Below are 14,935 nucleotides of genomic sequence, written 5' to 3'. Positions count from 1 at the left end.
GGAGGGCGCTTGATGGATTTGCCAGACTACAGCGACGCCGAAGAACCCGGCACCCGGTTTTTGCTGTTTCCCCAATCTCCGTTTCTGGAACCGGATGCCCAACTGGAATTGGTCGAGATATCGGCCCCGCAAGGAAGCATCGGACCGGGCCCATCGGGCCCAAGGATGTATACCGTCAACCCGGTTGGTAAAACGACGCCATATGGCGCAATCGTCCCCGGACCGAATGGGCCGGGCATGTACCTGCCGCCGTGGGACGGATATTTCCACCCCCCGGCCATGCCGGACGAGTTCGGGAATTTCATCCATATTGACCCATCAGACCCGGCCTTTGAGGCGGCGCATCTATTTGGGTCAGCTCATTTCACCATGGACGTCTGGCAAGGGTATTTCGATCGCCCCATACCGTGGCATTTCACGCGCGATTTTGATCGGCTGGAATTGTCGCTTCTGCCTAGTTTAGATAACGCACATATCGGCTGGGGGTTCCTTGAAACCGGTGGCACGCGGGAACATGGGGATGAATATCGCCCATACAGCCTGAACTTCGACGTTGTCGCTCATGAAATCGGTCACGCAATCATCTACAGCGTGATCGGAATGCCAATCGATGGCGATGCCGGGGGCGAGTATTACGGATTCCACGAATCTGCTGCGGACATGGTTGCGCTTCTTGCGTCCTTACATTTTGGATCGGTCGTGGACACGTTGCTGAAGAACACGCGGGGCAACCTTTACACGTTCAATCGGCTAAACCGATTTGCGGAACTTTCGGAAAACGCTCAGATACGAACGGCCGCCAATAACCGGTCTCTGTCCGAATTTGCGTCTGGCTGGTCCAGTGAGCATGACCTGTCTGAGCCATTGACCGGAGCTATGTTCGATATCTTCGTGGATATTTACCATGAACGATTGCTGCTGCACGGCCTGATAACGCCCGAAGAAGAAGACCTGTCTGATCAGTTGGAAGATTCCTCTGACTACAGCGCCGTGATGCAGGATATTTTCGATACCCGTTACGCTGAGAACCCCGATGGGTTTCGTATCGCGCTGCTTGAGGCGCGGGATTTTCTGGGCACTTATCTTGCAGATGCATGGGAACGGCTGGACGCTGATATGCTCAGCTACTTCGGGGTTGAAAAAGCTTTGCTGGCCGTGGATCAGGAAATCACCGGCGGTGCCTTTCAGCGCATCATTCAAGGTAACTTCAGAATGCGTGATATTGGCGTGACAACCGCAGGGCCGCAGTTGCCTGATCCTGACGAAGACAGCCACGCCAATTCTGTCCGCACGCAAGTTCCCGGATAGCGGTCAAAAATCCTTTATTTTGAAGTGGTTTTATGGCATGCAAACGTGGGATGATTATTGGAAATAATTTTCTCGAACTATGCGTTCGGGTTCAATTCAGGGGGAAAGATGAGGGCCTAAGCTCTGTCCACCCCACAATTGGGAGAGAATATTATGGCTGAATCCTTGCTTAGTTTTTCCGAAGTGTTGTTGTTTGGGCGTTTATTGAACGACTTGAAGGTCGCGAAATCCAAAATTGCGGCCCCAGATAAAACAGTCCGGCTTGTTGCAGCGAAAAAGGTGAAGGTGAACAAGAATATCTCCATCGTAGACGGCACGATCGACGGTGAAGAGGTGGCGGCTGGCAACTTAGTTCTGGTTACTGGAAATCGTCCCAAAAAGAATGGTATTTACGAAGTAACAGTAGTTGACGAGAACTATAAGCTGGAAAACCAAGAAAGGATTGAAGAAGACGCGCTGGTGAAGGTCACGCATGGGGACCAATACGAAGACAGCTTCTGGCAGCAGACGCTGCCCACCCCTGCGGGTTTCGAAAAGCAAGAGTTCATTTTCCGCAAAGAACTGTCCGAAAAAATCGGCGCGAACAAGCAGCTCAAGGATCAGTATGGTAAAGACTCCCGATTGGCGCGTATCTACGGCTTCTCGTTTGAAGGAACGTATTATGAGCTGCCTGAACCCACCATTTTCCTGGTCCATGGAAAAGGCGAAAGCCCGACCGATGGAAACCGGCCCGGTGGCCTAGCATCCCGCGCTCCGAGTGATCCATCCCTGTCTGGTGTCGCTTCGGCTGACTATCAAATCTCGGACGACATCAGGGTCTGGGATTACGACAAGGCTGATTACACGATCCGTATGGACGTGATGACCGGCCAGTTCGAGCAAGTCCTGCTGGACATTTATTTCGGTTTTGACAGCCCGGCTGTCAGCGGTGCCAAGGTATCTGGCGCCAAAGTCAGCGGTGCAAAGGTGAGTGGCGCGAAAGTCAGCGGTGCAAAGGTATCAGGTGCCAAAGTCAGTGGCGCAAAGGTGCGTGGCGGCGACTAAGATCAAGCCAATATCTACAGAACAAGGGCACGTCAGGCGCGTGCCCTTTTTTCTGGATTATCAAAACCCAGCTTTTTTCAAGCCTTCTACAAAATGCTGGGTATCCTCTTCCAACCGATCCGGCTGTACCGTGGCCCATCGCGTAAGCGAGAAATTGGGATGTGCCGCGCGGTGCTTGTCAGTGATCTGACGCGCTAGGTCGGTTTGCCCCAGCTGGGCATAGCTTGCAGCCAGCATACGTTGACCTTCGGTTGGGTTGTTCATCTTGTTGACGGTCTCAATCACATCGTCATACCGTCTGAGATTGTAGTAGGCCCCACCCAAGTGCCACAGATACTGATCTGGGAAATAGGGGTTCAACCTCATGGCCTGCTGGATATGTGTGATCGCCGTTTCATTGTCTCCGTAATGTGCCAACGCATCCGCAAAATCCGAGTGCATGTCGGCGTCATTTGGGTTCAGTGCCAAGGCACGTTGATAGGACTGAATCGCGGCGTCATGTTCCTTTCGGTACAGGTGCACATACCCCAACTCGCCAAAACCGCGGGCATCCGTTGGATCCAGTTCGATTGCGCGCTGCGCAAGCGACAGCGCCTTGTCCAACGCGGAAGATGGATCTTCGGCCCAGGAATACCGCCAGTCTATGTTCAGCGTCCGTGACAAAGCTGCCGCCGCCCGGGCATAGCGCCCGTCCCGCTCTAGCGCGGATTGATAGAAATCCTGCGCCTTACGATTGTCGTTCCGCGTATACTTGAAGATGTGATGTTGACCCTGAAGAACCGAACCATACGCCTCAAGGTCGGCGGGCACTGCCTGAATCATACGCTGTTTTTCATGGGATTCGATCATCACGGCGGTGGCGGCAACAATGCATTCTGTAACTTCGTCGAGAATGTCGAAGATGTCGTCGATATTCCGATCGAACCGCTCGCCCCAGATAGTGCGTTCAGTATTGGCATCCACAAGTTCGGCGGTAATCCGAATGCGACTGGCGGACCGCCGGACACTACCACGCGCGATATATCGTACGTTCAGTCTCTGGGCTGCTTCCTTCGGTGGCATCGCCTGTGCCTTGAAGAAAAACGATGAGTTCCGGGCGATGATGAACAGGTTCCGGAACTTGGAAAGGTTCATGATAATGTCGTCGGTCAACCCCTCGGCAATCCAATTGTCGGACTCGTCCCCGTTATTGCTGGTGAATGGCAGGACAGCCACCGACGGTGTATCCGGCCGCTCCAGAATATCCATCGTCAGTTCGGGGCGCATCGTTCCTGCCATGGTCGCGCCAGCAACCTCGCTTCGGACGCAATAGGTTGAGATCGGAGAAACGATGTTCTTCAGTTGCTTTGGGCCCAGAAACTCATACCCATATCGCAGGCGGTTGCACACCTGATCGTAAACGGCCGAGCTGACGTAAACACGCTCTGGTTCCGCTATTTCCTGAAGTCGGGCCGCAATGTTCACGTTATCGCCATGAATCCCGCGTTCGTCGATCAGGATTTCTCCTAGATGAACGCCCGCGCGAAATTTGATTCGCTGATTCTCGGATCGCGTGTGGTTATGCTCGCTCGCGATCTGGTGCAGTTCCACACCAAATTCCACCGCGCTTGTGGCCGTTTCAAATAGTGCAAGAATGCCGTCACCGCGCACTTCAATCACGCGGCCATTGTATTTTGCACAAGTGACTTCGAGCTTGGAAAGCAATGATTTCAAGGCGTTATACGTGTCCAGCTCATTCTCGCTCATCAAGCGAGAATACCCGACAACGTCGGCGAACAGGACAGCCCCGAGCTTTTGTGTGATGGGAACGTTCAGATTGTTGGTGTCCACTGGCGTTTCTCATTTGGTAGGTTCTGCTGAAACCACTTGTTCAACTTATACCTAATTTCAAATATTTCGACTGCTTGGGTCATTCGGATGCCTTGGTCAGGAGCCCGCACCCTGAGGAGGCCATGACCAAGCGCCAGGTGCGCTTGTTCCAAAGGTCACTACGATGTCGTTGCTCAACTCTTGCGCAAGTGTTTCTCGATGTTTCATCCAATCTTGGTTCAGGACCCCTACCACGATCATGTCGTGGAATTTTCCGTCTGCGAACCATGCCTGCCGCATGGTTCCTTCGATCTGGCATCCGACCCTTGCCACCAAGTCCCGACTGCTTTGATTGTCCACGCGGTAATAGGACGTAAGGCGGTTCAAACCTAACTGCCGAAATGCAAAATCAATCAGCAAGGCTGTTGCGCGCAGCCCGATCCCAAGGCGTCGGGCGTTCTTCTCAACAAACATGGCAATGACCGCGTCACGATTGACGGGTGATATTGCTTCGATCCCCGCCATCCCAAGCGCCTTACCATCACTGGATTCCACCACGAACCAGCATTTGCAGCGGTTGTCAGGGGAAAAGGCATCTTTCCAGATTTCTTCGGTTTGCGACTGGTTGAAGGGAATGCGCGATGTTCGGTCAAACAGCGCCAAATCTTCTACGTCCTGAAACCACGGCGCGATGACCTCCAGATCGGACTTTTCAACTGGGCGCAGCCTGAATGTTCCTGTCGTTTTGTCCTGCACTGTAAAAACCTTTGAATAAAATACAAAAAATGACTCTGGCGACAGTAGCACAAAAATTCTGCAAATACGAAGGCAGAAACATGTGGCAGGTAAGAAGCCCCTAAAGTCCTTAGATATCAAGATGAAACTTTGTTTGATCGGACTCAACGGGGCTATTGCGCCCTGCATTGGACTCCGAAAATTCAAATTCCGAACCGACATGCCCAACGGTACCCATGAGGCGAACTAGCGAGTCGGGAACGCTGCAAGTTGTAGGTGAAATTCTTGCATTTGCCGCAAAACCGGACTGAAAGCCTATCGGTACTGGAATGCCCGGATGCAAAGGTGGGATGCACGGTTTCGCAACGCCGGTGATCTCGTGTGTGCCGCTTTGGGGCAAATTTGTGCACGGCGGGTTTGGGCCGCCAAGGATATTGGTTCTAGCCCTTGGCTTTCGTTGCTATTGTAATTCAGTGATGATCAGCGACCAAAAACCTTCATTTTCAACAGTCTCAAGCAGCTTCATTCTTGATTGGCTTGTGGCGTTGCAGGCCCTTTGTGAGCCGGATCAATTTGCTTCGTTGCTCGCCCGATCCGGCATCTCATATGGCGACAATGCCCCGTTGGGTCGAGTGACTCTGGAGCAGATCGTTCGCCTGTACCAACTGGCAGCTGTGGAAACCGGCGATGAGATGATGGGGCTCTGGTCGCGTCCAATAAGGCCACGTGCCTTGCAACACCTGCTGACATCGGTGCGCGAGTCAACCTCGCTGTCGTCGGCGCTTTACCGGTTTTCGACATTCTGGAACCTGTTGCTTGATGACTACCGGTTCGAGTTGGTCGATGCGGAGGATACCATAGCACTGCGCCTTGTGCCCCGGTCAGACGCCCTTGCGCAGCGCTTTGGCCATATGCTGATCCTTAAGCTTGCCCATGGGATTCTGTCTTGGCTGGCCCGGCGTGAGGTCGCCGTGGAGCGGGTCGATTTCGCATTTGAGCGCCCCTCTTTCGAAGAGGACTATGCCGTCATTTTCCCCGCGCCTGTCACGTTTGATGCAAATTCCACATCAATTCGCTTTGCCAAAGCTTCGCTGGGGCCGGTGAATACGCGCAGTACCGATGATCTGGATCGCTTCCTGGAAAATGCGCCGCGCGACTGGGTCTTTACGCATTCGCAAGAGCACACACAGTCTTTGCGTGTCCGCGCCTATCTGAACCAATCGAGCTGGCAGGACGCGCATTTGGCGGGGGCCGCCAAGGCGCTTGGCATGACGCCGCGCACTTTGATCCGTAAGTTGGACGCTGACGGAACGTCCTTTCAGGCCATCAAAGACGGGTTGCGCAGGGATATCGCAATTCGCCGCTTGCAAATTGGAGATGCAAGTATCGAGGTTATTGCTCAGGACGTTGGCTTTTCTTCCGCGGCAAGTTTCCACAAGGCGTTTCACAGGTGGACAGGGGCGACACCAAGCTCGTATCGGCAGCGGGCTCTACTCTAGGCAAAGATTTGTCACTTTTGGACAATCGGTTGTCACCGCGCGAGATGGAGTAGGTGTTAATTGTGCTGCTACCTAGCGGTCAAAGCACATCTTACTGCGTAAACCCGATTTGCTTCGCCCAATGGTGGTGGCGAGATTGGATATTTGCGCTCAACTGAAAGGACCAAGGCCATGTCGTCTGATCTTGAAACTCTCTTGTCCGCCGCGCGCGATCACGCCAGTGAAGTGATCTTGCCTAATGTTGATGCCTGGAACAAAAACGGGGCTTGGCCTCGCGCGGCCTCTGACAAGGCAGGTGCGGCTGGTCTGACTGGCCTCTACGCACCGAAAGAGTGGGGCGGACAGGGTTTGCCGCTGTCCGAGGGTATTCAGGTTTATGAACAATTGGGAACAGGCGATGGAGCTTACGCATTTGCGATTTCCATGCACAACATTTGTACTTTTGGAGGTTGTGGATACGGGACCGACGCGTTCAAAGAGGAATGGGCGCGCGATCTGACTTCAGGTCGCAAGCTTGCAAATTTCGCGCTGACAGAGCCGCAGTCCGGGTCTGATCCGATGAAGATGTACACCCGTGCAACAATCAACGGTGACGGCACCTGGACGATCAATGGCGCTAAGGCTTGGGTCAGCTTGGCGACTGAGGCCGATATCTACTTTACCGTTGTCAAAACCTCGGATGAGCCTGGTCATAAGGACATGGCCATGATCGCGATTCCGGCAGACGCGCCAGGTATCAGCTTTGGCCCAATTTATGATACACCATCCTATAACTTCCTGCCGATTTCCGAGATGTATTTAGACAACGTCGTGGTCAGCGAAGACAATATCATTCTTCCAATTGGCCAAGGCTTGCAGGGCTCATTGATGGCGATCGACATCGCAAGGGTTTCGATCGCTTCTGGGTGTTGTGGCCTGATGCAGGCCGCTCTGGATACTGCGCTGTCCTATTCAAAGAACCGCAAGATGTTTGGCGGCAAGAACCTCGACCTTGACGGCATTCAGTGGATGCTGGGAGAGGTGGCAACAGATCTCGAAGCGTCCAAGCTGCTTTACCGCAAGGCAGCCGAAGCCCTTGGCACCCCCGAGGGGCCACTTATGGCGGCACATGCCAAACGTTTTGTCCCCGACGCTGCAGTAAAAGCCGCGAACACCTGCACGCAGGTTCTGGGTGGGATGGGTCTTTTGCAGCCTTACGGGCTGGATCGACTATCACGCTTGGCGCAGATGCTGCGGATCGTTGACGGAACAACCGAAATCAGCCGCGTCGTGATTGGTAGAGCGCTGCAAAAACGTGCGGCTGGTCTGCCGGACCTTCCTGTGCCAAAGGGGTATGGCGAAACTGACAAAAACGATACATACCTAGCGGCGGAATAGTACGCCATACATACAGGAGCTTGGGCTATGCGCGCTGTCCTTTGTTCGAAATTTGAGGGCGCTGATGCGCTTGAACTTGGCGAAGCGCCAGAGCCTGTTCCAGCAGCCGATGAAGTTCTCATCGAGGTGCATGCCGCCGCCGTGAGTTTTATGGATAAGCTCATGGCGGAAGGTGGTTATCAACTGAGGCCAGAGTTGCCTTATGTCCCGGGAACGGACGCGGCAGGCATTGTCTTACAGGTCGGGAGCGAGGTCACCGACTTTAAACCAGGTGATCGTGTCGTCGGGCAAATGTGGCACGGCAGTTACGCGGAACGTGCTGTAACCAAACACTGGAAGTGCGCGAAAGTACCCGAAAGCGTCGACCTTACGGTCGCTTCGACCGTTTTGCACAACTACATGACAGCCTATCACGCTTTGGCCCAAAGATGCGCGCTGCAACCGGGTGAGAACCTGTTGGTCACGGGTGCCACTGGCGGGGTTGGACTTGCTGCCGTTGACATGGGGCGGATGCTTGGTGCGCGCGTCCTTGCAGGAACCGGTGACGCCGCCAAAATGAGTGCGCTGCAGGAGGCAGGCGCCGATGCAGTCGTCAATATGCGCGAAGGCGACCTGCGCCAACAGATCCACGACCTTACAGACGGAAAAGGGTTGGATGTTTGCTTTGAGATGATAGGCGGAGACACCTTTGTAAAGATTGCCCGATCCATGCGGTGGGGCGGGCGCATCACGCCAATTGGGTTTGTGAGCGGGGAAATCCCAAACCTACCGATGAACCTGCCTCTGCTCAAAGGCTTCTCGGTGGTTGGAGTGTTCGAAGGTGCATGGGCCGAGAAGTTCCCTTCGGAAGCCAAGAATGCAGCAGACAAGATAATGAACTGGATTTCTGAAGGTGAACTGCGCCCACTTATTGATCGCGTCTTGAAGTTGGAGGACGCATCTGAAGCCTTCCGATCTCTCAATGAGCGTGAAGTGATCGGGCGTATTGTTCTGCAAATTTAGGTGCTCCACCCACTTTCCAAGTCTGGCTAATATACGTCGAGGATCGGATGGTTCGCCCTCGGTCGACGATCTACCGCGAATTGAAGAGCAATTCGTCAGGGACGAGGATTTGGTTCGAGCGGTTTGGTAACAGAACCGATTTGTTTCAGAGTCTCAACTTCCCTCGATGCGATGTGAGTTGGCAGAGTGCAAATAGTCTGCTCAGAATCTTTCCATCTTAGATTTGGATAGGACATGCGCCATGACGATCAAACGCCGCCAATTCATGAAGCTGGGACTTGCTTCAACAGCCGCACTCGCACTCGGAACTCCTGCTGCATTTGCCGGGGACAAGGAACGCACCGGCAGCCTGTCCGGGCGTCGTGGCTATAACGTGAAAGGGACGGTCTCGGTCACCGGTGATACCGTTACACTCAAAAGCGACTATGTCTTTGACCCCAGCAAGAACCCACCGGATATCAAGATCGGCTTCGGCAATGGTGAGACCTATGCCAATGGTTCAAAAATTCACGACAAGCTGACCGTCAAGAAGGGCGAAGCCTCGTTTAAAATCCCGACCGGGATCGACACATCCAAGTACAACGAGTTGTATATCTATTGTGAGAAGTTCACTGTGATCCTGGCGGTCGCCCCGCTGAGTTAAGCGGTCCTTGAAGGCATTGTAAAACCGCCCGCCAAGGTGGGCGGTTTTCGTCCTTTTACCCAGCACTCAGCGAGGGCAGGTTTGTACCGTCAGGACTCCTTTTTTGATTTGTCAGGTTGGGGGCAGGTCGGACTGGCGTTGTTAAGCGCCATTCTTTTTCTGCTGATGGTGCTTCTGGCACGTCGTGCCTTGCGCCCTTTCCCGATCTGGGTGCGATTATTCGGGGCGCTTTCCTTGTTTTGGCTGTTCGTGTGGCTGTCGCCGCAAATCTATTACATGTATTATCGGTTGGTCATTCCCGATCTGCCTTTGCAATGGGTGATCTGGCCGCCCCGCGACCCTCTCAAGCCATTGGAAATTCTGATTTTCTCGTATGAGCAGAACCTAAGCGCCCACGGGCAGGGTATCCTTGGGTGGACGGTCATTCTGGCGGCCGTCCTGCCACGCAAGCAAGCGGGTCGATCAGAGGGTTAGCTCTGTTCCCTGGTTGGTTCGATCTGGTCGAAAATGGCTGAACATATCTGGTCCATTTCCAGCGCAAAGAAGTTTTTAGCAGCCGCCTCGTTTGGATGGTATGGGTCCTTAACCATGCCGTTCTTGTTTAGGCGGAAATAATGCTTGTTGCCTTGGTTGGCCGCAACCGTTTCGGGGGTAGCACCAGGTACGAACGTGCACCGCAGTCCCGTGACCTTGAACGCATCCATCAGATTCTTCTGCGCCCGCAGCCGCAAATCTACGATCTTCTTCTTGTAAGCGGGCGCTGTGGTCATGAAAATGCACGGCAGGTCGGGAGGCAGTTGCGCTTGCAAGCGTTCAACATCCCGTACGGCGGCTTCGGGGTTGTTGGCCCACCGCTTGGCCGAGTTGCCGAGAAAGGACATCAGTATCAGTTTTGGATCATAATACCCGTCCCGCAGCATCTCTTCGAGCGGTGAGGTTTTGGCCGCGCAGAACTGATATTCCTTTCCCTTGCCAATCTGCACATACTTGTTGCCGGTCTTGTTCACGAACCCGTACGCACCGGCGTTCACGTTCCATTTCGGGTCCACCTTGCAGATCGTGTCCTTTGCCCGCCCCGACCGGGCGGTCCACGAGTCGATTGAACTGGACCGGACACCTATCACCCCGACCCGCATTTCCCCAAGGCGTTCAAGGTGCTTTTTCTGCAGGGCATTGGGGTGGCAGTGGTCCTTGATATCGCTGAAAAACTCCAGGAAAGCCGGGCCCGAACCAAAGGATATCTGGCTGTCCCCGATAATCAGAATCTCGGGCGAGGTAAAATCCTCTGCGCTTGCCCCCAGAGTGGTGAAGGCCAAAGCGCAAACAGTTGCGACCATCTTTTTGAACACCTGCATATCCCCCCTGCAGTCTTTACCTCTACTTCACGGCCGAAAATACAGCGTTGCAGATTTCGGCCGTGTTAATGTCAAGAAAAGCCCGGACCGCAGCCCGGCTTGGATGGTGCGGGTCCTTGACCTTGCCCGCATCGTTGCGTCGGAAATAAGCGGGCTGACCTTCAATCACGGCGCGTGTCTTGCGGTTGAACCCTTCAACCACGGCACATTGCGTTCCCGCCTGCCGCAAGGCGCGGGCTATCGCGGTTTGGGCCTTCATTCGTTTGTCGTTGGTCTTTTTCAGATAGACCGGCACGCTTGAGATGAAGATACATGGAATGTCGTCCGGAATTTGTTCCAGCGTGCGGCGGGCATCCTGTTGGGCCAAATCAGGAGAATTCGCCCAGCGATCGGATGAATTGCCCAGAAAGGTCAGAACCAGCAATTCGGGGTCGTAGTACCCGTCGTCAAACATCGCCTGAAACGCGGTCTGATTGGGTTTGCAGAACTGATAGGCGTTGCCTTTGCCGATCTGAATGAACACCCGGTCAGGGTTGCCTTCGATACCATAGGCCCCGGCATTGACCCCGAATTTCTTGTCGACATCGCAAATCGCACCTTTTGCGGCCCCCTTGGGCGTTGTCCATGACTGCAAGGATGTCGAGCGGACGCCAATCGCGGCAGTCTCGCGGTTGCCGAGATTACCCAGCGCCCTTTTGCGTTCAGGCGTCATCCTGCACCGATCCGCCAGCTCATCGAAGAACCTCAGGTACTCTTTGCCAGCCCCGAACGAAATCTGGCTGTCCCCTAGGATCAGAATATCCGGTTGCGCCGCCGCGGGCTGTGCGCTTAGGGCTGAAACGGCGGCCAGCCAAAGTCCGAATACTGATGTTCTGAACAAAGTCACACAATCACCTTCAACAGTCGTTCCCGCAGCCGGACCTTGCCCGGTCATTCGCGCCAGAATGCGGGATTGTGCAGTGTAACACCAATCAATACCTGGTTATTTCCACTGCGCCTGCCGTGATGATCTGGCTGGGGTTCTATGAGGGGGGAGGTGGGTGTCCGATTGGTCGGATTAAGGGACATGCCCATATTCCATGCCATTCACGAAGGCCTGCAACTCTCTGGTTACCAATGTTTCTGGGGAAAGCCGCTCGATAACAAAGGCAATGAAACTAAAGGCTATTGGATATTGTGGCGTCCTTTCGTATTTTGGATACAAAGTGGAAATGCCAGAGACCATCCCAATGCCAAAAACCCGCGCGATTCATCGCCAAAGTTTGCCTGATGTCATCACAAACGACCTGCGCGAGCGTATCCTGAGCGGAGAGATGGTGGAAGGTGAAACCATTCGGCAAGAAGCGTTGGCAGAGGAATATGACGTATCCCGCATGCCGATACGTGAGGCGCTCAAGCGGCTGGATGCCGAGGGCCTAGTCCAACTGACTAACAATCGGGGGGCTTGTGTGACAACTCACTCCCTTTCCGAAATCGGAGAGATTTTTGATCTTAGAATCCTGTTGGAAGTTGACCTTTTCAAACGGGCGATCCCCCAGATGACAGAGGCGGATTTCGTCATCTGCGAAGAGTTTTTGAACAAAATGGAAAAGTCCTATGAAACATATGACGTCGGGCGGTGGGGCAGTCTGAACTACGAGTATCACAGGGCGTTATATTCCGCCGCTGAGCGCGGGATTACCAACGAATTCCTGCAACGGGTCAATCTGCAATCTGACCGTTATGTGCGGATGCACCTGAGTGTGATGGAACAGCGAGAGCCAGCCAAAGCGGAGCACCGTCAGTTGTTGGCACTGGCGCGGTCGCGCAATGCAGAGGCTGCTTGCGCGCTGCTGACGAACCACATCCAGCGCACCAAGGAACAGTTGCTGGCTATGGTCATCGCGACCCGCAAAGCCGAAAGTTAATCTGAATAGTCAGCTCACAGGACACTGACGGGCCACTTGGAGCGACCCGTCATTCCAACACGTTTCGTGAACCAGTCAAGTGTCAGCGGCCTATGATTGTAAGATCTTTGGGAAAACTGGTCAGCGACCGACAACCATCCTCGGTCACAAGAACATCATCTTCGATCCGAACACCAAAATTGCCCAGATCATACAGGCCCGGTTCGTTGGTCCAGACCATGCCCGGCAGGATTTTCTGGTGGTTCCCGCGCATGATATATGGCGCTTCGTGGACGTCGCGACCCAGACCATGACCCGTCTTGGTGCGAATCCGGTTGGCATAGGGCGAAGCCTCGAGCACATTTGTAACTGCGTCGTCGATGTCATGGGCGCTCGCGCCGGGGCAACAGGCCTTGAACCCTTCGAGGTTCGCGCGAAGAACTGTGTCGTAAACCGCCCTACCCTCGTCCGAAACCTCGCCAACAAAGAATGTACGCGTGATATCCGCCGCAAAACCGTTTTTGCGCGCGCCAAAGTCGAAGAGCAGCGCATCGCCGGGTTTGATCTGATAATCCGCGCGGGCTTTGCCGTGTGGTTGAGCCGAGTTGTCCCCGGCGGCGACAATCGGCGAAAAAGCCAACGACGCGGCGCCTTCAGCAAACAGCGCCTGGATCAACGCCTGTTCGATCTGTTTCTCGGTTTGCCCGACGCGAACCTCTGAAATCACACGTTCCAGCGCGCGTTCCGAGATATCAATTGCAGCCTGCAAAGCGGCAATATCGGCGTCGGTCTTGATGATCCGCAAACCGGAAATCTCGCGCTCGGCATCTACGATTTGCAAGTCGGGCATCGCATTGGTCAGGGCCTTGGACACGAAAACCCGCATCACTTGCCCTTCAACGGCAAGTGACCTCAGGGGCATATGAGCGGCCAATGAAGCAAAGGCGCTGTCATAGCCCTTTTGGTCCATCCAGTCGAAGACGGCCCCCTCAAAACCGACCAATTCCCACGTTCCCAGTTCCAGATTGGGCACAATCGCAGCCGCTGTGCCCTTAGCCGGGATAATGACCACAAAGGGCCGTTCGTGGCTCATGAACGGTTTGCCCAATGCGCGGGTGAAATTAGGGCCCGGTACAAGGGCAATGGCATCTACTGACATTTCCCTTGCCAGTTTACTGTATTCCGACAAATTCGGCATGTGCGCCGACCTCCCAAGATAGTAAGGCCGAGCCGCCGTATCGGGCAGCCCTTGCCAATAATCTGCAACTGTTGGGACACTTACACCATGGAAGATGTAACTGCCCAGAGGGTGTGTTTTGGACCCGTGCCCAAAGTGCCCATGGTTAAAACTCAATACCGAGCCAGATAGCGACCACCACGCAATTGCCCAAATATTGGGCGTAAGATTTAGGTTTGACGCGCATTTGGCCAGAATGGATTTACTTCCGATGGTCACGGATTTTTACTTCCACTCAATGAAAGAACGAATTGATTGCCCTTCCCCATGACCGCCGACCCAAAATTGCTGGTTTTCTCTGATCTCGACGGGACGCTGCTGGATCATCACAACTATAGTTGGGCGGCTGCTCAGCCGGGACTTCAACGCTTGTCGGAAATCGGCGCGGGGCTTGTATTGGCCAGCAGCAAAACAGCGGCAGAGATTGCACCGCTGCAGCAGGAACTTGATGTTACGCGAATGCCGGCAATTGTCGAAAATGGGGCGGGTATCCTATGGCCCGATGCGCCCGATATTGAAGGTGACCATTATCAGGCCTTGCGCACGGCGCTTTCCCAACTGCCCACGGGATTTGTCGGGTTTGGCGATATGTCCGATCAGGATGTGGCAGATGCGACGGGGCTCAACCCCGTTCAAGCCGCCCGTGCTCGAACGCGGAGATTCAGCGAGCCCGGGCTGTGGACGGGCACGGAGGCCGAGTTGGACCACTTCGTAGCACAAGCGCGCAACATGAGTCTTTTTGCCCGTCGCGGGGGGCGGTTCCTGACCGTATCCTTCGGCAAAACCAAGGCGGACGCCTTAAGGGAAGTTGTTCAGCAGCTAAGACCAAGCCGATCAATCGCCTTGGGTGACGCGCCAAATGACATCGAAATGCTAATGGCTGCGGATCAAGGCGTAGTGGTTGCAAATCCGGATGGGCCGGGCATTCCGCCTTTTCCACCTCATATCGAACCACGCATATTCAGGACAGACAGCAACGGTCCCCAAGGTTGGTCGGAGGCAATCCTGACCCTGACTGTAGAGTTCTGACAAAAACAAGG

At 54.3% G+C, this 14,935-nt stretch carries 14 protein-coding genes; 9 read left to right on the top strand and 5 right to left on the bottom strand.

Annotated elements, in window-relative coordinates; genetic code table 11:
* Positions 1-12 precede the first annotated feature (12 nt).
* On the top strand, positions 13-1,308 hold the full coding sequence (locus GOX73_RS17970; RefSeq protein WP_171126804.1) for a hypothetical protein: 1,296 nt from the start codon (positions 13-15) through the stop codon (positions 1,306-1,308).
* A gap of 153 nt (positions 1,309-1,461) precedes the next feature.
* Positions 1,462-2,352 (top strand): hypothetical protein, encoded by an 891-nt coding sequence (locus GOX73_RS17965; protein WP_171125711.1) that lies wholly within the window; start codon positions 1,462-1,464, stop codon positions 2,350-2,352.
* A 60-nt stretch (positions 2,353-2,412) separates the two neighbouring features.
* On the opposite strand, the gene GOX73_RS17960 is transcribed toward GOX73_RS17965, so the two are convergent.
* A complete protein-coding gene (locus GOX73_RS17960; protein WP_371808196.1) occupies positions 2,413-4,182 on the bottom strand; it encodes an adenylate/guanylate cyclase domain-containing protein in 1,770 nt (589 codons plus the stop codon).
* Positions 4,183-4,278: 96 nt separating this feature from the next.
* Positions 4,279-4,917, bottom strand: a complete 639-nt coding sequence (locus tag GOX73_RS17955) for a GNAT family N-acetyltransferase (protein WP_371808664.1) — start codon at positions 4,915-4,917, stop codon at positions 4,279-4,281.
* Between the two features lie 455 nt (positions 4,918-5,372).
* On the opposite strand from GOX73_RS17955, the gene GOX73_RS17950 reads away from it, so the two are divergent.
* From GOX73_RS17950 to GOX73_RS17930, 5 genes are all read left to right on the top strand, one after another.
* A complete protein-coding gene (locus tag GOX73_RS17950) occupies positions 5,373-6,395 on the top strand; it encodes an AraC family transcriptional regulator (protein ID WP_171126802.1) in 1,023 nt (340 codons plus the stop codon).
* Between the two features lie 171 nt (positions 6,396-6,566).
* Positions 6,567-7,772 (top strand): acyl-CoA dehydrogenase family protein, encoded by a 1,206-nt coding sequence (locus tag GOX73_RS17945; RefSeq protein WP_171126801.1) that lies wholly within the window; start codon positions 6,567-6,569, stop codon positions 7,770-7,772.
* A gap of 27 nt (positions 7,773-7,799) precedes the next feature.
* Positions 7,800-8,774, top strand: a complete 975-nt coding sequence (locus GOX73_RS17940) for an NADPH:quinone oxidoreductase family protein (protein ID WP_171126800.1) — start codon at positions 7,800-7,802, stop codon at positions 8,772-8,774.
* A 241-nt stretch (positions 8,775-9,015) separates the two neighbouring features.
* Positions 9,016-9,417: a DM13 domain-containing protein gene (locus GOX73_RS17935; RefSeq protein WP_171125759.1), complete on the top strand. Its 402-nt coding sequence runs from the start codon at positions 9,016-9,018 to the stop codon at positions 9,415-9,417.
* Between the two features lie 81 nt (positions 9,418-9,498).
* On the top strand, positions 9,499-9,891 hold the full coding sequence (locus GOX73_RS17930) for a hypothetical protein (RefSeq protein ID WP_171126799.1): 393 nt from the start codon (positions 9,499-9,501) through the stop codon (positions 9,889-9,891).
* Here GOX73_RS17930 and GOX73_RS17925 read toward each other — a convergent pair.
* Both GOX73_RS17925 and GOX73_RS17920 read right to left on the bottom strand, forming a co-directional pair.
* Complete coding sequence (locus GOX73_RS17925; protein ID WP_171126798.1) at positions 9,888-10,772, bottom strand: SGNH/GDSL hydrolase family protein; 885 nt, start codon at positions 10,770-10,772, stop codon at positions 9,888-9,890. The two genes, GOX73_RS17930 and GOX73_RS17925, sit on opposite strands and share 4 nt — an antisense overlap.
* A gap of 22 nt (positions 10,773-10,794) precedes the next feature.
* Entirely contained in the window at positions 10,795-11,658 is an 864-nt protein-coding gene (locus GOX73_RS17920) for an SGNH/GDSL hydrolase family protein (RefSeq protein ID WP_171126797.1), read from the bottom strand.
* 343 nt (positions 11,659-12,001) lie between these two features.
* Between GOX73_RS17920 and GOX73_RS17915 the strand changes: the two genes are divergently transcribed.
* Positions 12,002-12,679 carry a GntR family transcriptional regulator gene (locus GOX73_RS17915; RefSeq protein ID WP_171126796.1) on the top strand — a complete coding sequence of 226 codons (678 nt, stop codon included), beginning with the start codon at positions 12,002-12,004 and terminating at the stop codon, positions 12,677-12,679.
* A gap of 82 nt (positions 12,680-12,761) precedes the next feature.
* Here GOX73_RS17915 and GOX73_RS17910 read toward each other — a convergent pair whose 3' ends face one another.
* The gene (locus tag GOX73_RS17910) at positions 12,762-13,856 is read right to left on the bottom strand and encodes a Xaa-Pro peptidase family protein (protein ID WP_171126795.1); all 1,095 of its coding nucleotides are present in this window, start codon (positions 13,854-13,856) and stop codon (positions 12,762-12,764) included.
* A 306-nt stretch (positions 13,857-14,162) separates the two neighbouring features.
* On the opposite strand from GOX73_RS17910, the gene GOX73_RS17905 reads away from it, so the two are divergent.
* Entirely contained in the window at positions 14,163-14,924 is a 762-nt protein-coding gene (locus tag GOX73_RS17905) for a mannosyl-3-phosphoglycerate phosphatase (RefSeq protein ID WP_171126794.1), read from the top strand.
* The last annotated feature ends 11 nt before the right edge of the window (positions 14,925-14,935 follow it).

Source organism: Ruegeria sp. HKCCD7221 (assembly GCF_013031225.1).
In the GTDB taxonomy this organism is placed as follows: Bacteria; Pseudomonadota; Alphaproteobacteria; order Rhodobacterales; family Rhodobacteraceae; genus Ruegeria.
The sequence above is the reverse complement of the archived record's forward strand: the minus strand, read 5'-3'. Positions and strand labels throughout refer to the sequence as shown.

Bases quoted from the DNA above. Each gene is read 5' to 3' on its own strand.
- GOX73_RS17970 (WP_171126804.1), top strand. From the start codon at position 13: ATGGATTTGCCAGACTACAGCGACGCCGAAGAACCCGGCACCCGGTTT.
- GOX73_RS17965 (WP_171125711.1), top strand. From the start codon at position 1,462: ATGGCTGAATCCTTGCTTAGTTTTTCCGAAGTGTTGTTGTTTGGGCGT.
- GOX73_RS17950 (WP_171126802.1), top strand. From the start codon at position 5,373: ATGATCAGCGACCAAAAACCTTCATTTTCAACAGTCTCAAGCAGCTTC.
- GOX73_RS17945 (WP_171126801.1), top strand. From the start codon at position 6,567: ATGTCGTCTGATCTTGAAACTCTCTTGTCCGCCGCGCGCGATCACGCC.
- GOX73_RS17940 (WP_171126800.1), top strand. From the start codon at position 7,800: ATGCGCGCTGTCCTTTGTTCGAAATTTGAGGGCGCTGATGCGCTTGAA.
- GOX73_RS17935 (WP_171125759.1), top strand. From the start codon at position 9,016: ATGACGATCAAACGCCGCCAATTCATGAAGCTGGGACTTGCTTCAACA.
- GOX73_RS17925 (WP_171126798.1), bottom strand. From the start codon at position 10,772: ATGCAGGTGTTCAAAAAGATGGTCGCAACTGTTTGCGCTTTGGCCTTC.
- GOX73_RS17915 (WP_171126796.1), top strand. From the start codon at position 12,002: ATGCCAAAAACCCGCGCGATTCATCGCCAAAGTTTGCCTGATGTCATC.
- GOX73_RS17910 (WP_171126795.1), bottom strand. From the start codon at position 13,856: ATGCCGAATTTGTCGGAATACAGTAAACTGGCAAGGGAAATGTCAGTA.
- GOX73_RS17905 (WP_171126794.1), top strand. From the start codon at position 14,163: ATGACCGCCGACCCAAAATTGCTGGTTTTCTCTGATCTCGACGGGACG.